Origin of the sequence: Pelosinus fermentans DSM 17108 (assembly GCF_000271485.2) — a bacterium.
GTDB lineage: Bacteria > Bacillota > Negativicutes > DSM-13327 > DSM-13327 > Pelosinus > Pelosinus fermentans.
This window is the reverse complement of record NZ_AKVN02000001.1, coordinates 2,653,821-2,674,620: the sequence shown is the minus strand read 5'-3', so window position 1 is coordinate 2,674,620 and position 20,800 is coordinate 2,653,821. Positions and strand designations below refer to the sequence as shown.

General features: G+C 35.4%; 24 protein-coding genes. 23 read left to right on the top strand and 1 reads right to left on the bottom strand.

Annotated elements, in window-relative coordinates; all coding sequences use genetic code 11:
- Positions 1-15 precede the first annotated feature (15 nt).
- The 21 genes from recN (at position 16) to FR7_RS12270 (ending at position 18,173) form a co-directional block, all read left to right on the top strand.
- Positions 16-1,731: a DNA repair protein RecN gene (recN, locus tag FR7_RS12365; RefSeq protein WP_007934070.1), complete on the top strand. Its 1,716-nt coding sequence runs from the start codon at positions 16-18 to the stop codon at positions 1,729-1,731.
- 238 nt (positions 1,732-1,969) lie between these two features.
- Positions 1,970-3,355, top strand: coding sequence for a SpoIVB peptidase (gene spoIVB, locus FR7_RS12360; protein ID WP_007934071.1), 1,386 nt, complete (start codon positions 1,970-1,972; stop codon positions 3,353-3,355).
- A gap of 86 nt (positions 3,356-3,441) precedes the next feature.
- Positions 3,442-3,609 carry a hypothetical protein gene (locus tag FR7_RS23865; RefSeq protein ID WP_007934072.1) on the top strand — a complete coding sequence of 56 codons (168 nt, stop codon included), beginning with the start codon at positions 3,442-3,444 and terminating at the stop codon, positions 3,607-3,609.
- A gap of 401 nt (positions 3,610-4,010) precedes the next feature.
- On the top strand, positions 4,011-4,781 hold the full coding sequence (gene spo0A / locus FR7_RS12355; RefSeq protein WP_007934073.1) for a sporulation transcription factor Spo0A: 771 nt from the start codon (positions 4,011-4,013) through the stop codon (positions 4,779-4,781).
- A gap of 260 nt (positions 4,782-5,041) precedes the next feature.
- Entirely contained in the window at positions 5,042-5,569 is a 528-nt protein-coding gene (locus FR7_RS12350) for an NUDIX hydrolase (RefSeq protein ID WP_007934074.1), read from the top strand.
- 213 nt (positions 5,570-5,782) lie between these two features.
- Complete coding sequence (gene spoIIM / locus FR7_RS12345; RefSeq protein ID WP_007934075.1) at positions 5,783-6,424, top strand: stage II sporulation protein M; 642 nt, start codon at positions 5,783-5,785, stop codon at positions 6,422-6,424.
- A gap of 514 nt (positions 6,425-6,938) precedes the next feature.
- Positions 6,939-7,826, top strand: a complete 888-nt coding sequence (gene xerD / locus FR7_RS12335; RefSeq protein WP_007934077.1) for a site-specific tyrosine recombinase XerD — start codon at positions 6,939-6,941, stop codon at positions 7,824-7,826.
- A 372-nt stretch (positions 7,827-8,198) separates the two neighbouring features.
- The gene (locus FR7_RS12330; RefSeq protein ID WP_007934079.1) at positions 8,199-9,524 is read left to right on the top strand and encodes a pyrimidine-nucleoside phosphorylase; all 1,326 of its coding nucleotides are present in this window, start codon (positions 8,199-8,201) and stop codon (positions 9,522-9,524) included.
- Positions 9,525-9,641: 117 nt separating this feature from the next.
- Positions 9,642-10,817: a D-alanyl-D-alanine carboxypeptidase family protein gene (locus tag FR7_RS12325; protein ID WP_007934081.1), complete on the top strand. Its 1,176-nt coding sequence runs from the start codon at positions 9,642-9,644 to the stop codon at positions 10,815-10,817.
- A 121-nt stretch (positions 10,818-10,938) separates the two neighbouring features.
- The gene (gene spoIIAA, locus FR7_RS12320) at positions 10,939-11,274 is read left to right on the top strand and encodes an anti-sigma F factor antagonist (RefSeq protein WP_007934083.1); all 336 of its coding nucleotides are present in this window, start codon (positions 10,939-10,941) and stop codon (positions 11,272-11,274) included.
- A 10-nt stretch (positions 11,275-11,284) separates the two neighbouring features.
- Entirely contained in the window at positions 11,285-11,716 is a 432-nt protein-coding gene (gene spoIIAB / locus FR7_RS12315; RefSeq protein ID WP_007934086.1) for an anti-sigma F factor, read from the top strand.
- A gap of 10 nt (positions 11,717-11,726) precedes the next feature.
- Complete coding sequence (gene sigF / locus FR7_RS12310; RefSeq protein WP_007934087.1) at positions 11,727-12,458, top strand: RNA polymerase sporulation sigma factor SigF; 732 nt, start codon at positions 11,727-11,729, stop codon at positions 12,456-12,458.
- Positions 12,459-12,514: 56 nt separating this feature from the next.
- On the top strand, positions 12,515-12,661 hold the full coding sequence (locus tag FR7_RS23860; protein WP_007934089.1) for a hypothetical protein: 147 nt from the start codon (positions 12,515-12,517) through the stop codon (positions 12,659-12,661).
- A 76-nt stretch (positions 12,662-12,737) separates the two neighbouring features.
- Positions 12,738-12,986 carry a dodecin family protein gene (locus FR7_RS12305; protein ID WP_237715562.1) on the top strand — a complete coding sequence of 83 codons (249 nt, stop codon included), beginning with the start codon at positions 12,738-12,740 and terminating at the stop codon, positions 12,984-12,986.
- Positions 12,987-13,148: 162 nt separating this feature from the next.
- On the top strand, positions 13,149-13,625 hold the full coding sequence (gene spoVAC / locus FR7_RS12300; RefSeq protein WP_007934093.1) for a stage V sporulation protein AC: 477 nt from the start codon (positions 13,149-13,151) through the stop codon (positions 13,623-13,625).
- A gap of 12 nt (positions 13,626-13,637) precedes the next feature.
- A complete protein-coding gene (gene spoVAD / locus FR7_RS12295; RefSeq protein ID WP_007934095.1) occupies positions 13,638-14,645 on the top strand; it encodes a stage V sporulation protein AD in 1,008 nt (335 codons plus the stop codon).
- A 40-nt stretch (positions 14,646-14,685) separates the two neighbouring features.
- On the top strand, positions 14,686-15,033 hold the full coding sequence (gene spoVAE, locus FR7_RS12290) for a stage V sporulation protein AE (RefSeq protein WP_017531221.1): 348 nt from the start codon (positions 14,686-14,688) through the stop codon (positions 15,031-15,033).
- A complete protein-coding gene (locus tag FR7_RS12285) occupies positions 15,033-15,425 on the top strand; it encodes a hypothetical protein (protein ID WP_007934099.1) in 393 nt (130 codons plus the stop codon). The genes spoVAE and FR7_RS12285 overlap by 1 nt, the downstream gene beginning before the upstream one ends.
- A 10-nt stretch (positions 15,426-15,435) precedes the next feature.
- The gene (locus tag FR7_RS12280; RefSeq protein ID WP_007934102.1) at positions 15,436-16,092 is read left to right on the top strand and encodes a hypothetical protein; all 657 of its coding nucleotides are present in this window, start codon (positions 15,436-15,438) and stop codon (positions 16,090-16,092) included.
- Between the two features lie 10 nt (positions 16,093-16,102).
- Positions 16,103-16,699, top strand: a complete 597-nt coding sequence (gene spoVAEA, locus FR7_RS12275) for a stage V sporulation protein SpoVABEA (RefSeq protein ID WP_007934104.1) — start codon at positions 16,103-16,105, stop codon at positions 16,697-16,699.
- The gene (locus FR7_RS12270; RefSeq protein WP_007934106.1) at positions 16,677-18,173 is read left to right on the top strand and encodes a spore germination protein; all 1,497 of its coding nucleotides are present in this window, start codon (positions 16,677-16,679) and stop codon (positions 18,171-18,173) included. Before spoVAEA ends, FR7_RS12270 begins: the two co-directional genes overlap by 23 nt.
- Before the next feature lie 26 nt (positions 18,174-18,199).
- On the opposite strand, the gene FR7_RS12265 is transcribed toward FR7_RS12270, so the two are convergent.
- On the bottom strand, positions 18,200-18,943 hold the full coding sequence (locus tag FR7_RS12265; protein ID WP_007934108.1) for a DUF4363 family protein: 744 nt from the start codon (positions 18,941-18,943) through the stop codon (positions 18,200-18,202).
- 228 nt (positions 18,944-19,171) lie between these two features.
- On the opposite strand from FR7_RS12265, the gene FR7_RS12260 reads away from it, so the two are divergent.
- Complete coding sequence (locus FR7_RS12260; protein WP_007934110.1) at positions 19,172-19,792, top strand: site-2 protease family protein; 621 nt, start codon at positions 19,172-19,174, stop codon at positions 19,790-19,792.
- A gap of 18 nt (positions 19,793-19,810) precedes the next feature.
- Positions 19,811-20,800, top strand: coding sequence for a tryptophan--tRNA ligase (gene trpS / locus FR7_RS12255; RefSeq protein WP_007934111.1), 990 nt, complete (start codon positions 19,811-19,813; stop codon positions 20,798-20,800).

The following is a 20,800-nucleotide window of genomic DNA, read 5'->3' as shown; positions in this document are numbered from 1 at the left end:
TAGGAGCGAATTAATGTGTTAAAATCATTGACTGTTACTAATTTTGCATTAATTGAACAAGCCGTGGTAGAGTTTGATGAAGGGTTAAATATACTAACTGGAGAAACAGGTGCAGGGAAATCAATTCTAATTGATGCTTTAAGTATCATTTTAGGAAATCGAGCTTCTGTTGATTCGATTCGAACAGGCTGCGATTTTTTTAGAGTTGAGGCAGTATTTGATATTTCTAAATTAACTTCTATTTATAAAATAATCGATGAGCAAGGCATTACTATTGAAGATGATGCAGTAGTAATTATTAGCCGTCGTTTCTCTAAACAGGGTAAAAATAGCATTTTAATTAACGGCTGTCATATTACTGTAAATACATTGCGGCAAATTGGTGAAAAACTTGTTGATATGCATGGTCAACATGAAAATCAAGCCTTATTACGTCCAGAATCTTATTTATTCCTACTAGATGCTTTTGATGATAAAATTAAAGTAGAATTGGAACAGTATCGTCAAATCTATCAAAGGTGGCTTGAAGTAATCAAACAGCAGGCAGAACTTGCACAAAACTCTCGAGAAAGAGCTCAACGCATTGATATGTTAAGTTGGCAAACCAAAGAAATAGCGTTAGCCCAATTAAAACCCGGTGAAGATGAGGAGATTGAGCGGCAAATTCCCGTATTGGCGAATGTTGAGAAAATTACAACTGCAGTCAATCGATCCTATATTTTATTGGAACAAGGTACTGCTGGAGTACAAGGTATTTTACCAGCTTTGGCTGAAGTAAAGCATGAATTGGAAGTGATTGCCCGTTATGATAATCGCATACAGGAACAATTAACTGCTGTAAGTGATGCGTTATATCAATTAGAAGAAAGCTGCACCGATTTACGCGTATATGGTGATGAAATTGATTTTGATCCCCATAAATTAGTTACATTACAAGAACGTATGGATGTAATTTATAAATTAAAGAAAAAATATGGAACAACTATTATAGAAATATTGCAATATTACGAAAAATCTCTTGCTGAGCTGGAAGATATACATAATTATGATCAGACAATCGCTAACTTAAATCAACAACAAAAGACTTTAGAAGAAATGTTACATTCTTACTGCGAAAAGCTTCATGCTCTAAGAGAACAATCATCTAAAATATTATCAGAGCAGATTAGTAAACATTTAGCGGATTTAGGAATGACAAATGCGACATTTGATATTCGAGTTATACCTCGTCCAGATTTTACTTTTCATGGTGCTGATGAAGTAAGTTTCTTGTTTTCCGCCAACCTTGGTGAGCAGACTAAACCGCTATATAAAATTGCGTCTGGTGGAGAACTTTCCCGTATTGCTCTAGCAATAAAAACAGTTTGTGCCTATCGTGATGCTGTTGGTATTATGGTCTTTGATGAAATTGATGCAGGAATTGGCGGACAGGCTGGGCATATGGTAGCCGAAAAGGTAGCTAAAGTAGCTTGTGCCAGACAAGTCTTGTGCATTACTCATTTGCCTCAGATTGCTTGTATGGCTGATCGCCATATTTATATAAAGAAACAAATTGAGGGTGAGAGGACAAATACAATCATTACGGTACTTACAAAAGAGGAGCAATTATTAGAATTAACGCGAATGATTTCGGGCAATGAGATTACACCAATTGCATTGGAGAATGCGAAACAAATATTTAAAACCGCACTGATAAAAAAAGAAAAATGGAAAAATAAAGCGCAAGCATAAGCTTGGGCTTTATTTTTCGCTGAATTAGCTGAAAATCAAATTTCAAGAGATTATACGCTGTTAATTGAGAATAATCGCTTTAAAAAACGGGAATGTTTAAAGTTAGAAGAGAACGTGATAAGTGATAATTTGATAATTTGCTGTAAATTCCAGACCTTTTCAAAATGCGTAACCCGAAAGATGACTGAATTTCTTATGTATAAATTTAGCACTAGATGAAAAGGGGGAATGCAAAAACATGAGGAATAGTAAGTGTCGTTCCTTCATGGGAATATGTATTGCAGCGTTAATTATTGCATTTAGTTTTTCACCACAATTTCGTACTGTTTATGGTTTACCGCCTCATATGCGCATTATTGAAGGAGAAGTCGCGTTATTTAATGTTAATTTTCCCTTAACTCTCACGATTCATCCAGATTTAGAAAAAAATATCAAAGAAGAATCTCCTTCAAAGTATGCATTGTCAAGGTCAGTCTTTTTAGAAAGTTTAAAGCTAGGAAAATCTACGGTTGAGTTTAAGCTTTTAGGTATAATACCCATACGAACGGTACAAGTGGATGTACTGCCGCCCATTGAATTAGTACCTGGAGGGCATTCTATCGGTGTTGTGTTGCATTCTCGCGGAGTCATTATTGTTGGACATTCTCCAGTTCCAATTGGTAATGAAGAATATGTAACTCCAGCTAAGGATGCAGGTATTAATATTGGTGATGTTATTATGAGTATTAATGGCATTTCTGTTCAAAGTGATAGTCAAGTAGCCGAAATTATTGATAGTAGTGGTAAACAAAACGAACAACTCAATATTTTATTAAAACGTGGAGAAGAACAAATTCATATTAACTTAGCACCAATATTATGTAATGATACCAAAAGATATAGAATTGGCTTATTTGTACGTGATAGTGCAGCTGGAGTTGGTACATTATCATTTTATGACCCTAAATCCCGTGCTTATGGTGCTTTAGGACATATCATTACAGATAGTGATACGAATCAGCCCATTGACTGTGAACAAGGGAAAATCGTATCTGCATCAGTATCGGGAATACAGCATAGTAAACGTGGTCAGCCAGGAGAAAAGATCGGTATTTTTATAAATGAAGATCATTTGTTAGGTAATATTGATAAAAACACAAAATTTGGAATATACGGAAAATTAGTTGACGAAGTTCCAAATGAGCTTTATTCTGAAGCAATACCAGTGGCTTCTATGAATCAAATTCAAACAGGTTATGCAGAAATATTAACCGTGGTAGATGGACAAACCATTAAACGTTTTAGTATTGACATCCAGAAAGTAAACTTACAAGAAGCTCCAGAAGGTAAAGGACTCGTTATTAAAGTCACGGATCCTGAATTATTAGAAAAAACAGGTGGAATCGTACAAGGAATGAGTGGCAGTCCAATTATACAAAATGGTAAGTTAGTAGGTGCAGTGACTCATGTATTCGTCCATGATCCAACTAGAGGATATGGATGTTTTATTGAATGGATGTTAATTGAAAGTGGAATCGTGCCTAAAGCAGGAAAGCAATCTGCCAGAAAACTTTTTACGTTTTCTGGTTTTTCTTTTTCTGTAGGAGTTGAAGTACCTCCTGTGCTCAAATCGTTATGGAGCTAAGTATTATATGAAGAAAAGTTTTTGAAGACTTTTTTCATATATCTTTTGGACATAATAAATATAAGTACTAAAGAAGGAGGTGCTATATGACTAAGAAACGTATCGAAGAAGGGTCAAACCAAATCGTCACCAAGATACCCGATGACAAAAAGCAAATATTGTATCAAGAATTGAAACGTTCCGGACAAGTTGAAAACCCCGTTAAATATACCGAAACGCATCTTGAGGGCGTTGAGGCAGACAGGAAGATGTAGAGTAAATTTGGGTTAAGAATGGTTTAGAAGTAAAAGAAAAAAGTCAGTAACGCACTGAATACGTTGCTGGCTTTCTTTCTGCAGCAGATCCAGTACTACTGACGCACTTTTGAAATATGCTTGTTCGTAATTCTGATCGCAACTGAACGAATTTTGATGCGTAAAAGGACTAATACTTCTTTCTATGTCTTTCTTTTTTTATAGAATTAAAAGAATTTTTTTCGATTTTTAACAGAATTTTGTTATTTAATGATTTTTTCTGTAAAAATTCATAAAAAAATGTAAATTACTATCAATAAATAATAAAATATAAATGTATTTTTTTTCCAAAAGAGGAAGGGATTTATATAGCTTTGTCGAACAGTTATTATTATAGAAAATAGCAGGGAGAGGATTATAACGTGATTAAAGAAACAATTAAAGTAGCTATTGCTGATGACAACCGAGAGTTTGTTGGAATTGTTCAGGAATATCTTACTCAACAGGTGGATTTTCAATTGGTTGGCATAGCATATAATGGAGAACAGATCTTATCAATAATTGAGGAGAAAAGTCCTGATGTGGTAATTTTAGATATTATAATGCCGCATCTTGATGGTATCGGTGTGTTAGAACGTCTTAATACACTATCAGCTAAACGTCCTAAAATAATTATGCTTACTGCATTTGGTCAGGAAAGTATCACTCAGCGTGTAGTAGAGCTGGGCGCTGATTATTATATATTAAAGCCATTTAACATGGATGTACTGGCCAGTAGAATTAGACAATTAGCTACTACGATTACGGCTCAGCGTCCAGTGGTAGCTCAAGCTATAAAAGCTCGGCCGATAGACGTAGAGGTCACTAATATCATTCGTGAGATTGGTATACCCGCCCATATTAAAGGCTATCAATATTTACGTGATGCAATCATGATGATAATAACAGAAATTGATTTATTGGGAGCTGTAACCAAAGTACTCTATCCTATGATTGCAGAGAAATATGCTACTACACCTAGCCGGGTGGAAAGAGCTATTAGGCATGCCATTGAAGTAGCGTGGAGCCGTGGTAATATGGACATGATTAACCGTTTGTTTGGCTATACTGTAAAACTTGAAAAAGGAAAACCTACAAATTCTGAATTTATGGCGATGATTGCTGATAAATTGAGAATGGAGATGCGAGTATAAGTTCTTCAAGATATCTGAAAATTTAATTTTTACATTTTTTTAACTGTAAAGCTCTATAAAACTGGTTAAACTAGTTTTATAGAGCTTTTTTAGTAAAGGAATGCAACTGTTGTTTATAAAAATGCAGGACTTTTGCAAAGTAAACTGAAATAAATATTGTTAAGATCTCTGATGTTTGCATTTGAGCATACGACACTATTCTGCTTAGTACAATATATGTAATCAGCACTAAACTATGTCAATTTAATGGGGGAATGATTATGAGTAACTTAATAGAAAAATCCTTAGTTTCAAAAGAAGTTTTTAAAGGTAATTTGCTTAATGTATTCTCTGATCAAGTAGAATTACCAAATGGTAAAAAAGCATCACGAGAATATATTAAACACCCAGGAGCAGTTGCAGTTGTGCCAATTACACAAGAAGGAAAGATTGTATTAGTTAGACAATATCGCTATCCGATTGGGAAGTTGCTATTGGAAGTACCTGCTGGGAAATTAGATAAGGGTGAACAACCTGATGAATGTGCATTGCGAGAGCTGGAAGAAGAAACGGGTTATGTGGCTAAGAATATAAAGAAGATCGCATCCATTTATACAACTCCCGGTTTTACTGACGAAATAATACATCTTTATCGTGCTGAAAATTTGATATTATCTAAGCCATCTCCAGATGAAGATGAGTTCTTAGATGTAGAACTTTATACCAAAGAAGAAATAAAAGAGATGATTGCCGATGGAAGAATCAATGATGCAAAAAGTATGCTGGCATTATTATTAGCAGGAATATAATCAAAATTTGCTTTACATTTTTTTAGACTAAAATTCAGTTGGTTTTTAAACTTAACTGAATTTTAGTCTTTTTTGTGATAAGGAAGAAAGAATATAATCTTATTCAATAAACTTGACGCATCAATATTGTAGAAGAGGGAATGTGGACAAATATGGTATAAAGTTTGCTGCCTTATCATATATCATAACAGAACAAACAGGGAGGCCGGTTGTATGCTAGCTTATTTTCGTCAAAACTTTAGTGTTTATTTAAAAGCAAATATCGTTGCGTATTTCTTTATGATTCTTATATTGGTTATTGGGATAGTAATAGGCGCATTAGCTGTAAAAATACTTCCTGATGACCAGAAGGGCGAGCTTATTAGTTATCTTCATATGTTCTTCACCGGATTATCACAAGGAAATAATGATGCTTCCTCCAATAATATGATAGGCATGGTTATGTTTAATAATGTCAAAACAGTTGTTTTAATGTGGATATTAGGATTTACTATCATTGGTGTCCCCTTTGTACTATTCATTTTATTTACGCGAGGTTTTATTATTGGATTTACCGTGGGATTTCTAGTAAATGAATATGTCATGAGAGGATTGTTATTTGCTTTTGCTTCGATATTACCCCATAATCTTCTCGCAGTTCCAGCCATGCTGGTATTAGGGGTATCTGCCACAACATTCTCACTCATGTTAGTGCGCCGCAAAACCTACGATAAAATTAATATATGGTATGAAGCGGTGCGATATTCTATGGTGTGCATAATTGTATTGGCTGTCATGTTGGTTGCAGCTTTACTAGAAGTATATATTTCACCAGTATTTATGAAATTAGCTGCAACTTTCTTAACAAAACAATAACAACTGAGCCATAGAAGCAAACTCGTTATTAAATCAGCATTTTAGTTTCAATAATGATGAGGATTGTAAAATTTACAGTCCTCATTTTATTTATAGTTGAATAAACCAGATAGATAGTGAATAAGCATAATATTAAGTTAAGCTAATTAGGAGGTGGTAAGAAAATGGTAATTAACTTCTCAGGACACAACATAATAAAAAAATGTAAATTATATACTAAAATCATAATTCTGTTAATTATAGTTTTCTATATTTTACCTAAGTTATTAAGTATTTTATGGTATCTAAGTCCTCCAGAAGAGAAAATACGCCAAGAGCATCTGATTGAGAAGCCAATGAGGGTAAGTGAGGACTTTATAAAATCAATGTAGCAGGAGTTGACAAAAAAATATATTCCAATAGATGGATTTTGTTAATATTAGACAGGAAAAGTAAATATTATGTGGAATAAAGCAATTAGAAAGAAAAAGATTTTCGTGAGTAGTATCGCAAAAGTAAAAAAAGGGTGGTAAAAATGGAAGGTTATGTTAATGAGTTTATTAACTATCTTGCAGTTGAACGAGGTTTAGCGCAAAATACGCTAGAATCATATGGACGTGATTTACATCAATTCCAAATGTATTTACAAAACGGCAACATGGAAATTCTGAAGGACTCAAATCGCACTACCATCCTCAGTTATTTAAGTAGTCTTCAATCGAAAGGTCGGGCAGTCTCCACGATCTCACGTAACCTTGCTGCCATAAAATCTTTTTATCAATATTTGGTACGTGAGCGTTATTTAGAAAAGGACCCTGCTGCTAATCTTGAGTCACCTAAACTTGAGAAGAAGTTGCCAAAAGTCCTTAGTATTACAGAGGTTGAAGAACTTCTAAAGCAACCGAGTGGTTTTTTACCTACAGGACTAAGGGATAAAGCAATGTTAGAACTTTTATATGCAACAGGAATTCGAGTATCGGAGTTAATTTCTTTAAATATTTCGGATGTTAATTTAGATATGGGATATATAAAATGTTATGGTAAAGGCGCAAAAGAGCGAATCGTACCCTTAGGATCCATAGCCGCTAAATGTGTGCAAGATTATATCGGTAAGGGACGTTCCAAATTAATACGTACATATGAAGAGGCAGCTCTCTTTGTCAATCATCATGGAAATAGGCTTACGAGACAAGGATTTTGGAAAATCATTAAGAAATATGCACAAGAAGCTGATATTAATAAGGCAATCACTCCTCATACGTTACGTCATTCTTTTGCAACACATTTATTAGAAAATGGTGCTGATTTACGATCGGTACAAGAAATGCTTGGTCATGCCGATATTTCTACTACACAGATTTATACTCATGTTACTAAAAACCGTTTAAAAGAAGTGTATGATAAAACGCATCCCCGAGCATAATAGTTGGCAACCAAACGATTTGATCATGTTCAATACATGATTGCTATAGCAATTGACAGTAGGAGTTGGTGCCTTGTCTAATGCAACGTACTATAGGAATTTTGATATAGATACACCAGTAACAATTACTGGACGCAAAAAAGTTCTTTCATCTGTATGGAAAAATAGGATTAGGGATCGATCCATTTATTCTTAAATAAATGCTTTTTTACAATGAAAGGATTCTAGCTATCCCTCTTCCTGTTTATTCTGATGAAATAAAGCTTTTATGTATTACACAGGACACATGCTCCAAAATTACTATTTGTACATTTTCATAGAAATTATTGTAGCTGTTATACGCTGTTTTTATGAAAGTAGAGGAGAAATTAAATGAGAGTATTAGATGTCATTACAAAAAAGCGTGATGGCCTTGTGCTTACAGATTTGGAAATTAAATATTTGATCCATGCCTATACCAATGATGAAATACCTGACTATCAGATGGCGGCATGGCTAATGGCAGTCTTTTTTAAAGGGATGACTGTGGAAGAAACGGCATCCTTAACTATGGCTATGGCTACATCAGGTAATATGATTGATTTGAGTGCTGTATCCGGCATTAAAGTAGATAAGCATAGTACAGGCGGTGTTGCCGATACTACAACCTTAGTTTTAGCGCCTCTGGTGGCTGCAGCTGGAGTCCCTGTTGCAAAAATGTCTGGACGGGGATTAGGTTTTACAGGTGGAACCATTGATAAATTAGATGCTATTGCTGGATTTAAAACAGCCTTAAAGCCGGATGAATTTATTCATAATTTGCAAAGACATAATGTGGCTATAATTGGACAAAGTGCTGATATTGCACCAGCTGATGGTAAAATATATGCACTGCGGGATGTTACTGCAACAATTGAGAGCATACCTCTTATTGCATCTTCAATCATGAGTAAAAAAATTGCTGCTGGTGCTGATAAAATTTTACTGGATGTAAAAGTCGGTAATGGTGCTTTTATGAAAAGTATGGAAGATGCCGTAATGTTAGCTGAAACGATGGTACATATTGGTCAATTGGTGGGTCGGGAAACTAGAGCAGTGCTAAGTAGTATGGATGAACCTTTAGGACAAGCCATTGGTAATAGTTTGGAAGTTGAAGAGGCTATTGCAATATTAGATGGGCGTGGTGAGCAAGCGTTAAGGCATGTATGTCTATTTCTAGGAGCTCAAATGCTGAATATGGCAGGCCTTGAATCAGATGTGAAAGTTGGTTATGAAAACTTAAATACGCTAATAAAGAATAAAGCGGCACTACATAAATTCAAAGAATTCATAAATGCCCAAGGTGGAAATGTGGATGTTGTCGATAATCCAAAAGCATTGCCACAAGCAAAAATTGAAACTAAGGTGATCTGCTCTGAGGAAGGCTACATACAAAAAATTGATGCTGCGAAACTTGGTTATTGTGCTATGAGACTAGGAGCAGGTCGTGAATATAAAGGACAAGAAATTGATTTATCTGCTGGTATCATACTAGAGAAACGTGTAGGCGATCATATTGAAAAAGGTCAAACTCTTTGTACAATTTATGCCAATAATGAAGCAAAAATAAAAGAAGTACAATCATTACTGGTAGATGCAATAAAAATTGATACTAAGCAAGTACCCAAAACAAACCTAATTTTAGGCGTAGTTGATCATTATGGCTTTAAGAATACGTAAATTGATAAATATTTCAAAAAGACTGGTTTAACTAGTCTTTTTTTTATTGTTAATTTCCAGTGTAATTGTTTTTTATCTTGGAGAAGCTAAAAAAAAGATGAAAGGAGTGTTTTAAATATGTTTCGATTCATCCAACCTAAAATCGTAATGATTCTTACGTGCCTACTGGTGTTATTGAGTACTTGTAATCCCATCTTACAAGCAGCTGAAAACAAGAAAGTATCAGGCGCAGGATTAGAAACAATTGCCCAGTCGGCTGTTTTAATGGATGGGAATGGGACTGTTTTATTCGAAAAAGATTCACATAAACGTTTACCTCCAGCAAGTGTAACAAAATCAATGACGTTGCTATTAGCAGTAGAAGCTGTTGAGCAAGGACGGGTGAGTTTAACAGACCGAGTAACAATTACCGAGAATGCCTGGCATCAAGGTGGCTCACAGATATGGCTAGAACCTGGCGAACAGATGACTTTGCATGAATTAATGATTGCCATGGCAGTAGTTAGTGCAAACGATGCTGCAGTTGCTGTTATGGAACACATCTATGGCAGTCAAGCAGCTGCTGTAGATGCTATGAATGAGCGCAGTGCTGCTTTAGGACTTAACGATACTCATTTTGCAAATGTAAATGGTTTGCCAACTCCAGATCATTATATGAGTGCCTTTGATACAGCATTGATTGCTAAAGAGGCAGTGAAACATCCTTTCTATATGGAACTATGTAGCATTAAAGAATATTGGTTACGGGATGGGAAGAATTGGCTGGTAAATACGAACAAATTATTATGGTGGTATAAAGGTGCAGACGGATTAAAGACAGGTTGGACGCAAGAAGCTCAATATTGCTTTGCTGGTACAGCGAAACGTGATGGATTACGATTGATTTCTGTAGTTTTTGCTACACCTGATCCAAGATCACATTTAAGGGAGAGTATGAAGCTGCTTGACTGGGGATTTGCTAATTTTGCAGCAATGCCTATTATCAATTCAGGTGCAGTAGTAGAAAGAGTAAAAGTAAGTAAAGGAATGGAAAAGGAACTTCAATTAGTAGCTTCTGAAGATTTAACATTATTATTAAGTAAGGGAGAAAATAAGAATTTACAAAAACAAGTAGTTGCTGATTCAACTATAACAGCTCCAATTGTGCAAGGTCAAAAATGTGGAGAATTGTTAGTATTGCGAGATGGTAAAGAAATCGGCAAAGTCGATTTAGTGGCAGAAAAAAATATTGAAAAAGCAAGTTTGATGAAGACATTGCAAAATATGTTTACTAATTTATTTTCTATAACATAATTCAACGTAACAGATTTATAATAAAAAAGCGGAAAATATTCCGCTTTTTTTATTTTTAGGCAGGAAAAATTTTCCTATTGAAGAATATTAGTAGCAGAGTCAAAAAGAGGAGGAAAATATATTGAATATAGTCACTTCACTGAAACGAGGTGTTTTATTAGTACGAGTCGAAGGAGAGTTAGATATGCATGTTGCTAATGAATTTAGAGAAACCGTAGATCATGCATTAGAATTAAGCGGGGTAAAACACGTGTTGTTTAATTTAGAAGCGGTAAAGTTTATTGATAGTTCTGGTTTAGGGGTTTTATTAGGACGTTACAAAAAAATTAGTGGTTTAGGTGGTATTATGTCTGCCACTCAGATTCAGCCACAAGTATTACAGATTTTTGAATTATCTGGACTCTTAAAGATTATTAAACTATACCATTCTGAAAAAGAAGCACTAGAATGCTTATGAGGAGGGCATCATGGCAATAAAAAATCAGATTACTATGAGTATTCGAAGTCTTAGCGAAAACGTTGGTATTGCCAGGGTGAGTACTGCTGCTTTTGCAGCTCAAGTGGATTTTACTTTAAATGAAATCGAGGAAATAAAGGTTGCTGTATCAGAAGCAGTTTCCAACGCTGTCATACATGGATATGAGTACCAAGATGGAGAAATTGAAATTAAGATGACTTTATATGAGGATCAATTAGAATATATTATTGTAGATCATGGCAAAGGTATTGCTGATATTGCATTAGCACGTCAGCCGTCCTATTCTAGTGATCCAGAACGTATGGGCTTAGGCTTTGCTTTTATGGAGTCTTTCATGGATGAACTTTATATTGAGTCGGAAGTTAATAAGGGAACACTGGTGAGAATGGTGAAAAAAACTTTGCTTAAGACAGAGCATTAGGTGGGATACCATGCTTGAAGATGAAGAAATCAAAAAATTACTACATAAAGCACAAGCTGGTGATCAAATTGCTAAGGAATATATTTTAGAAAATAATATCAATTTGGTACGAAGTGTGGTGCATCGCTTTACAAACCGCGGCTATGAATGGGATGATTTATTTCAATTAGGCTGTATCGGTTTGGTCAAAGCAATTGAACGTTTTGACACAAAATTTAGTGTTAAGTTTTCAACTTATGCAGTGCCAATGATTATTGGAGAAATCCGACGATTTATCCGAGATGATAATCCAGTGAAAGTTAGCCGCCCAGTAAAAGAATTGGCATATAAGGTACACCGTACTCAAGAAAGATTGCAAGGAATACTCGGACGAGATCCAACCATAACGGAAATTGCAAAGGAGCTGAGCCTGGCACCGCAAGAAGTCGTGGCTGCTCTAGAAGCAATTCAGACACCGACATCCTTATATGCTAATGTCTTTCATGATGATGGTGATCCAATACTGTTGTTGGATCAAATGAAGTATTGTGAGGAAGAAGACAGCGCTTACTTTGAAAAATTAGCATTAAAAGAAATTGTATTACGTCTACCAGAAAAAGAACGCCTTGTAATTCATTTACGTTTCTTTGCTGATAAAACCCAAGCAGAAGTAGCCCAAATAATAGGATTATCCCAAGTACAAATATCTAGAATTGAAAAACAAGCTTTAAAACTCATGAAAGAATTTATGCAGACCTCATAAACAGAGGTCTTATTTTTTTATAAAATAGGCATAATAAGAATAAAGAGGTGGAATTTATGTCTGGCAAAAGAAAATATATTATTTGGGCTGTGATTGTCGCTTTAAGTAGCAGCATATTTACTTGGCTATTTCTTTATAGTAATTTTCCCCAGCGCTCACCAATGGGAGCAAAGCAGGTTTTCTATTTAAATAAGGTAGAATAAATATCTTTAACATGTTGCTAAAGATTCTATCTAAAAAGATCAAGTAGCTGCTACACAATGTATAATACCAATCGTTATGTGCAAACTATTGGAGAATCCTATAATTAATCAAGGAGGTAATGGCATGGTTGTAAAAGTAATTGAGTTAGTTGGCACATCTAGCCATAACTGGACAGATGCAGTAGACAACGCGGTAATGGAAGCTTCTAGATCGATTGATGATATACTAGGCGTCGAAGTAACTAACTTTACTGCTAATATTGACAATGGACATATTGCAGAATACAAAGCGGATGTAAAAGTTGCATTTAAAGTGAATCATTAAGTATGATCAGAAAAGAAAGAGTACCCTTTGTGGTGCTCTTTTTTATAAATAAAGTTTTCTTTTTGAAAAATGCATATTTCAGATTTGAGTGGTCAAAATAAGAAAAGGCTAAGGTATGTATTGTTCAAGTAATAATTATAATTTTGCAAAGGGTGTGACAATATGTCTAATGAAATAAATAAGAAACAACAAGAGATTAAAGAAAAAATGCAGCAACAAAAATATCAAAGTAAGGTAGATAATGTTACACCCAAACCCCCGTTACTTAAGAATATTTGCTGGGCCTTTGTCGTTGGTGGACTAATCTGTACTTTAGGACAATTAATTACAGATTATTTCTTGGGGCTAAGTTTACAAAAAAAAGAGGCTTCTGCCTGTGCGACAGCTGTATTAGTCTTTCTAGGAGCGTTTTTTACAGGGATTGGTGTTTATGATGATTTAGGCAAGCGAGCTGGGGCAGGTTCAATTGTCCCTATAACAGGATTTGCAAATTCCATTGTAGCGCCAGCTATGGAGTTTAAACGTGAAGGCTATGTATTCGGTGTTGGGGCTAAAATGTTTGTTATTGCTGGACCGGTATTAGTATATGGAATGGTAACTGCATTTATAATTGGCTTAATCTATTGGATCAGACAATAGGAGGTAGATTAAATGAATAAAAAGCAAGGTATGCAAAGTGTTGTTTTTACAAATCCTCCAATTATAACAAGCACAGCAAATATTGTTGGCCCTATGGAAGGAAAAGGATTATTGCAAGGATACTTTGATTATATTATGCCGGATAACCTAAATGGTTTGGCTAGTTGGGAGCAATGTGAATCGTATTTAATGGAATATGCTATAAAAAGAGCGATAGAAAAAGACAATAGCACGATGGAAGAAGTTGACTGTGTCTTTGCTGGTGATCTGCTGAATCAATTAATGAGTACTCATTTTGCAATGAAAAATCTAAAAAGACCATTTTTAGGATTATATGGAGCATGCTCTACTATGGTAGAAGGCATGCTGTTAAGCGCTATATTACTAGATGGGGGATTTTTCAGTAAAATTGTGGCGGCTGCTTCTAGCCATCATGATGCTGCAGAACGACAATATCGTTTTCCTAATGAAATGGGTGTACAACGGCCGCCTGGAGCTCAATGGACAGTAACAGGATCGGGAGCTGTAGTTGTTTCCACATCGGGTAGTGGCCCGCGCATTACTACAGGAACAATTGGTAAGATTGTTGATTATGGTATAAAAGATCCGAATGCAATGGGACCAGCTATGGCACCAGCTGCAGTTGATACGATATGGCAGCATCTCCAGGATATTGGAAGAACACCAGCTTATTATGACATGATCTTTACTGGAGATTTAGGAAGTGTAGGAAGAGATTTAGTCATACAGCTGCTGCAAGAAAAAGGGGTAGATATCTCCACTAACTATCAAGATTGTGGCTGTATGGTTTATAAGGAGAATCAAGATGCTCACGCAGGTGCTAGTGGATGCGCCAGTTCCGCAATTGTGTTATGTGGGTACATTTATAAAAAATTACTACAGGATAAATTGAAAAAGATACTTTTTTTGGGAACAGGCAGTTTACATAGTACAACATCTTATCAACAAAAGGAATCGATTCCTTGTATTGCCCACGCTGTATCAATAGAAATGCCATAAATATTTATTAAAGGAGGGGCTTATCACGTCTTTGTATATAATGGTATTTGTTGTGGGAGGAGGTTTATGTGTGATTGGACAATTACTAATGGATTTAACTCCCTTAACACCTGCTCATGTTTTAGTTTTATTTGTGGTATTAGGGGGAATACTAAGCGGTATAGGTTTATATCAGCCTTTAGTAGATATTGCAGGTGCTGGCGCAACAGTTCCTTTATTAGGCTTTGGTCATGCTTTGGTAGCAGGGACAATTGAAGATATTAATAGCTTTGGCTTTCTAGGAATTTTTAGTGGTGCTTTAAAAGCAACAGCAACGGGTATCATGGCTGCTGTAGTCTTTGGCTTCTTCATGTCTGTATTATTTAATCCTAAAGGCAAGGGCGGCTGATGCTAATTATCGATTTTATTGGTATCGTCGCCACAATTTGTCTAATTGGCATACGTTACCCACATTATGTTTTACTTGCGATTAGCTTGCATGAAGTAGGGGAGATTGTTATGGCAGTTCTTTTTAATGGACAAATTGATACCATTGTAGCAGCTGGTGCTTTTGGCACAATTGACGTTAGTAACTATAATACAAGTCTGATAGGAACTTTATTACTATTTAGCGGATCTTTAACTAATTATATTGCAAGTTCCCTTGCAGGAGGTATTGCTTTTGAACCTACATCTCGCTTATTGAATCCGATGAGTGCTCTTAAGTATCCTTTTGCAGTAGTTAATTTTCGTTTATGTGTTTTAGCATGTTTAATTAGTCTATGGAAGATTTTTGTGTGAGGTGCAAAAGATGGAGAGAAGAACTGCACGACGTTCTATGCATTTGGGAAGAACAAATGAAGAACGACCAATAAAAGATGATGACGATTATAAGAATAATGGTGATACAAATAAGGTAATTGCAGATATGGCTCAAGGATTTATCCAAGCTCAAACTAAAGTTGATAGTGGTAATAATAAAGAAATTATTGCTCTATTGGAAAAGCTTAATAGTAATTTAGAAGAAATGAAAAGTTCAAATGATGATAGTAAAAAAAATATTTCTTCTGATGCTGGAAAAAATACTGATAGCTCTTCAAGTAAGAAACTTCTTCAAGCAAAATTATCTGAACAACTGCTACAAAATGGAGAAAACGAACAAGGGGATAAGGAGTTATTGCAAGAGTTAAAAACCTTGGTAAGTGCAATGCTGCAAGATAAGAGCAATAGTGAGGGCAATTCTTCAAAATCACAAACTAATGAAACTAAAAACTCTGATATGAAACAGCAGCAGCAAGATTCGATGGCTGTTCAGACTGTTAGTCAGGTATTAGCTCAAACACAATACGAGTTGGCTAACGAACTAGAAACAAGTTTGCAAAAACTTAAAGAAGTCATTAGTAAAAGTGAAAAAGTGGCGATAAATATTAGCCATTTGTTAAGTAAAGAAAATAAAAAAAAATCATGAGGTGAAAATATTGTCCGAAAAAATACGAGTAATCTTAGTTACAGATGGCGATAGAGTTGCACAACATGTAGTAGAGGATATTGCTATATCCTTAGGTCTTCGTTGTATATCAGCATCAGGCGGTAATCCCACTCCAATTAGTGGAAAAGAAATCGTAAGATTGTTAAAAACTGTTCATCATGATCCCGTACTTGTTATGTTCGACGACCGGGGAAGTCGCCACAAAGGTAACGGAGAAGTTGCAATGGAATATGTTGCTTCCCACCCTGATATTGAAGTATTGGGTGCAGTCGCTGTTGCATCGAATACTACAGGGATAGTTGGAATTGCAGCTGATGAGTGCATAACCAGCAGTGGTGATATCGTAAATCATTCGGTCGATAAAAATGGTGTTTGCAAGAAGACACATGAAAAAAGATCTATTATTACTGGCGATACCGTAGATGTACTAAATCATGTTGACATACCTTTTATTGTCGGCGTGGGAGATATTGGTAAGATGGACAGAGCAGATGATATTGGGCGGGGCGCGCCCATCACACGTAAAGCAATTGAAGAGATCTTAAAACGGAGTGGTATTGAATATGGAAGAGCAAAAGAAAATTGAGAAAGATATCGATCATAATATTAATTATTTAAAAGATTTTTTAGGCGTAGGAGAAAGCTTTGATATTATTTTTCGTGAATATAAAATAGGGCGCAAACGAGCAGCGTCTTTTTCCATTAATGCAATGACGAATGATATACTCCTTACTAATGTTATTGAAGATATGCTTACCCTACATCCTGATGAGTTAACAATTAATACGCTGCAAAAGCTATTTTATACTAGGGTTACTCATTCACAGGTAAAATTAATGGGCAATATGAATGATGCAGTTACGAGTTTATTATCAGGTGAATTATTGTTTTTAGTAGATGGCGAAGAAGAAATAATCATCATTGATGCTCGATCATATCCAGCGAGAATGCCTAGTGAATCTACAATAGAAAAAGTGACGAGGGGTTCGAGAGATTCCTTTGTTGAAACATTAGTTTTTAACACAGCTTTAATTAGAAGACGTCTTCGTGATCCGCAGCTGCGATTTGAAATTGTTAAGATAGGAACTCGTTCACAAGGTGATATTGCAGTTGCTTACATTAAAGACATAACGGATCCTAAATTAGTTGATATCGTGAAAGAACGATTAAATAGTATTAATATTGATGGCATACCCATGGCAGAAAAGGCAATCGAAGAATTTATCGTAGGTGGAAGTAAGTGGAATCCTTTACCTAAGGTGCGTTATACTGAACGTCCAGATGTAGCAGCTGTTCATTTGTTAGAAGGTCATGTCTGCTTAGTGATTGACACTTCACCTAATATTATGATTTTGCCTACCACATTCTGGCATCATGTACAACACGTCGAAGAATTTCATCAACATGTTGTTGTTGGTTCTTATCTTCGTATGGTACGATTATTAGGAGTTTTTTTATCCTTATTGTTACCACCGCTATGGCTGGCATTGGTATTACAACGTCATTTGCTGCCTGAATCTTTGGCCTTTCTTGGTCCCAGAGATCCAGGAATTATTCCTCTTGGATTTCAGTTCATTCTAGCAGAACTAGGGGTAGAATTGGTGCGTATGGCTACTGTACATGTACCATCTGCTCAGTCTACGGCTCTTGGTTTTATAGGTGCTTTTATGATAGGTGAATTTGCTACTAAAGTGGGGTTATTCGGTAATGAAATCATCTTTTACACTGCAGTAGCTGCTGTTGGTGCTTTTGCTACACCAAGTATAGAATTTGCTATGGCAATACGATTCTTCCGAGCGATATTATTACTATTGGTTATCTTTTTTAAATTGCCAGGCTTATTAGTTGGCTTAGTTGGTATTTTCATTGTTATGGCTACTACAAAATCTTTTGGTATTCCTTATTTGTGGCCTTTACTACCCTTTAATCTTGGAGGCATGAAAGACGTATTATTACGTTTGCCTTTACCGAGCAAAATATTGCGTCCTGCTGCATTAAAACCGCAAGATAAAGATCGTTTAGACAATGAAGATGAGGAAAAAAATAAGAATGGCAAATAATAAATCCTCGCAATTGCGAGGATTTATTATTTGCCATGATAGTACTCTCTTATGAATCCCATACTTTCATTAATATTGGCTATTTGCTCTTCAGCTGCGCCTTTATTTTCTGCTTCAACAGCATCTTTCAATTGTTTGACAGCCGAATGGGTTTTTGTTATTTCACTTAGGATACCGACTTTTTCCATGCTCGGTTTAGCTTGTCCCCAAGCTCCTTCCAACTCTTTCATTTTTGCTTTTGCCTTATCCCAGTCTTTTTCTTGCACATAGAAGCTAACATTGCGAATGGTATTGCCAATTACAACAATATCCGATAGAGGAGATAATTTATATGATTTTCCTACATCGCTAATACTTGCCATAAATTTAATAAGACTTTCGTAGGAAGCGAGACTGCTTTGTTTATTGATATCTGTTTCTAATGTTGTAAGCGCCTCATCAGCATCTTTCAGTCCTTTTTTATTGCCAGCTAAATCTCTAATTTGAGGCCATAGTGTTTGTAATGTTGCAATACCACGTTCTGCTTGTACCCAGTCTTTTTTATTGATTCCTTGAAAAATGACACCAGCAGTAGCTTCCAAATCATAGAGCTCCTTAGGTGGCGATTCGAATCGTTGACTGATAGGTGGATTTGGTTTTGCTTCTACAGGGCTGCCAGCAGGTCCTATTTCAGGTTTTTTTAATGGCGTAAACATGTTGCAGCCACTTACTAATAGGGTAACGCTAATTACAATAACTAACTTTAAAATTGAATAATTTGAATATGTCAATGTAGCTCCTCCTTTTGATAATAGCATCTGCTAGTAGCATATTATTTATTCTAGAAATATAATAAAACAACACTTCATATCAATATAATATCATGAGAAACTTAAGTTTAATCTAGTTAAAACCTCTTCATTTGGTTAATATTTTGCTTTAGCTAAAATTTTCTAGTATAATGAGGTTACAATTTGCTGTTTTTCGGTCAATGATATTTAGCTTAAGGAGGAACACTAGTGTTTGGTTTTGATGAAAATATGATATTTAGAATTCCGGCATTGCTTATTGCATTAACCATTCATGAATATGCTCATGCCAGAGTGGCGGTTTGGATGGGAGATAATACTCCTAAAATGATGGGACGATTAACATTAAATCCAATTTCTCATCTTGATCCTTTTGGGCTAATTATGTTATGGTTATTTAAGTTTGGTTGGGCTAAGCCTGTACCAATTAATCCTAACAATTTTGAAAATTGGCGAAAGGGAACCCTATTAGTTGCTATAGCAGGACCAGTTTCAAATGTAATTATGGCCTTGATGGCTGCTATTCTTTATGCTATTTTAGCTAAGATGCAGCTGTTATCCACTGGACTGGCTATGGTATTAAATTTCACATATAGCTACAATATAATCTTTGCAGTATTTAATATGATTCCATTGCCTCCTTTGGATGGTTCAAAGGTTTTGATGAATATATTACCAACACGTCATGCATATATGTTAGAAAAAATTGAACCCTATGCACCATTTATTTTGATGGCGTTAGTACTTTTTAATGTGATTCATGTTTTTATAACACCTTTTTATAATGCTATTAGTTTTTTTATTAATCAAATCGTAAAGATAATTTTTTAATCAGGAGGAATTTTTTTAATGACCAAAGGACGAATTTTTAGCGGCATGCAGCCATCAGGTAAATTTCATTTAGGAAATTATATGGGAGCTTTGGAAAATTGGGTAAAATTACAGCATGAATATGAATGCTTTTTTAGTATAGTAGATTGGCATGCACTTACATCTTCTTATGAAGATACTAGCAAAATACCTGAGCGCATTCATGAAATGGCCTTAGATTGGTTAAGTGCTGGTTTAGATCCAGAAAAGAATGTTATCTTTGTACAATCTCATGTAAAAGAACATGCAGAGTTACATTTACTATTGTCAATGATGACTCCATTATCTTGGTTAGAGCGCGTACCAACTTATAAAGATAAATTGCAGCAATTAGGAATTCAAGGCAAGGATATTAATACCTATGGTTTTTTAGGGTACCCGGAGTTAATGACAGCTGATATTATTTTATATAAAGCTGACACCATTCCCGTAGGGGAAGATCAACTGCCACATTTAGAATTATCACGGGAAATTGTAAGAAGGTTTAATAATTTATATCAACCTATATTTCCTGAACCAAAACCAAGTTTAAGTAAATCTGCTATATTACCTGGTATTGATGGTCGCAAGATGAGTAAATCCTATGGGAATGAAATTCCCTTTGCTGCAAGTCCAGATGAATTACGAGCCAGAATTCGTCTAATGATAACAGATCCAAATCGAGTAAAACGCACAGATTTAGGTAATCCTGATGTATGCACAGTCTATACATTTCATAAAATTTTTAATGCAGAACAATCTACTGAAATCGCTCAGTCCTGTCGTCAGGCAACGATTGGCTGCGTCGATTGCAAGAAATGTTTAGCAGAGAAAATGGTTAATAGCTTAGCTGACATACATGTGCGTCGTCAGGAACTGGAAAAAAATCCAGGGCGGGTTAAAGAAATTTTAGTGTTTGGTGGTGAAAGAGCAAGAATTGTTGCTGCCAAGACAATGGACGAAGTTCGCCAAGCAATGAATCTTGCTTAG

Bases quoted from the DNA above. Each gene is read 5' to 3' on its own strand.
- FR7_RS23860 (WP_007934089.1), top strand. From the start codon at position 12,515: ATGTCTGGCAAAAGAAAATATATTATTTGGGCTGTGATTGTCGCTTTA.
- FR7_RS23865 (WP_007934072.1), top strand. From the start codon at position 3,442: ATGACTAAGAAACGTATCGAAGAAGGGTCAAACCAAATCGTCACCAAG.
- sigF (WP_007934087.1), top strand. From the start codon at position 11,727: ATGCTTGAAGATGAAGAAATCAAAAAATTACTACATAAAGCACAAGCT.
- spoIIAB (WP_007934086.1), top strand. From the start codon at position 11,285: ATGGCAATAAAAAATCAGATTACTATGAGTATTCGAAGTCTTAGCGAA.
- FR7_RS12325 (WP_007934081.1), top strand. From the start codon at position 9,642: ATGTTTCGATTCATCCAACCTAAAATCGTAATGATTCTTACGTGCCTA.
- FR7_RS12280 (WP_007934102.1), top strand. From the start codon at position 15,436: ATGGAGAGAAGAACTGCACGACGTTCTATGCATTTGGGAAGAACAAAT.
- spoVAC (WP_007934093.1), top strand. From the start codon at position 13,149: ATGTCTAATGAAATAAATAAGAAACAACAAGAGATTAAAGAAAAAATG.
- spoVAE (WP_017531221.1), top strand. From the start codon at position 14,686: ATGGTATTTGTTGTGGGAGGAGGTTTATGTGTGATTGGACAATTACTA.
- spoIVB (WP_007934071.1), top strand. From the start codon at position 1,970: ATGAGGAATAGTAAGTGTCGTTCCTTCATGGGAATATGTATTGCAGCG.
- trpS (WP_007934111.1), top strand. From the start codon at position 19,811: ATGACCAAAGGACGAATTTTTAGCGGCATGCAGCCATCAGGTAAATTT.
- spoIIM (WP_007934075.1), top strand. From the start codon at position 5,783: ATGCTAGCTTATTTTCGTCAAAACTTTAGTGTTTATTTAAAAGCAAAT.
- FR7_RS12285 (WP_007934099.1), top strand. From the start codon at position 15,033: ATGCTAATTATCGATTTTATTGGTATCGTCGCCACAATTTGTCTAATT.
- FR7_RS12305 (WP_237715562.1), top strand. From the start codon at position 12,738: ATGTGCAAACTATTGGAGAATCCTATAATTAATCAAGGAGGTAATGGC.
- FR7_RS12350 (WP_007934074.1), top strand. From the start codon at position 5,042: ATGAGTAACTTAATAGAAAAATCCTTAGTTTCAAAAGAAGTTTTTAAA.
- xerD (WP_007934077.1), top strand. From the start codon at position 6,939: ATGGAAGGTTATGTTAATGAGTTTATTAACTATCTTGCAGTTGAACGA.
- FR7_RS12330 (WP_007934079.1), top strand. From the start codon at position 8,199: ATGAGAGTATTAGATGTCATTACAAAAAAGCGTGATGGCCTTGTGCTT.
- spoVAD (WP_007934095.1), top strand. From the start codon at position 13,638: ATGAATAAAAAGCAAGGTATGCAAAGTGTTGTTTTTACAAATCCTCCA.
- FR7_RS12270 (WP_007934106.1), top strand. From the start codon at position 16,677: ATGGAAGAGCAAAAGAAAATTGAGAAAGATATCGATCATAATATTAAT.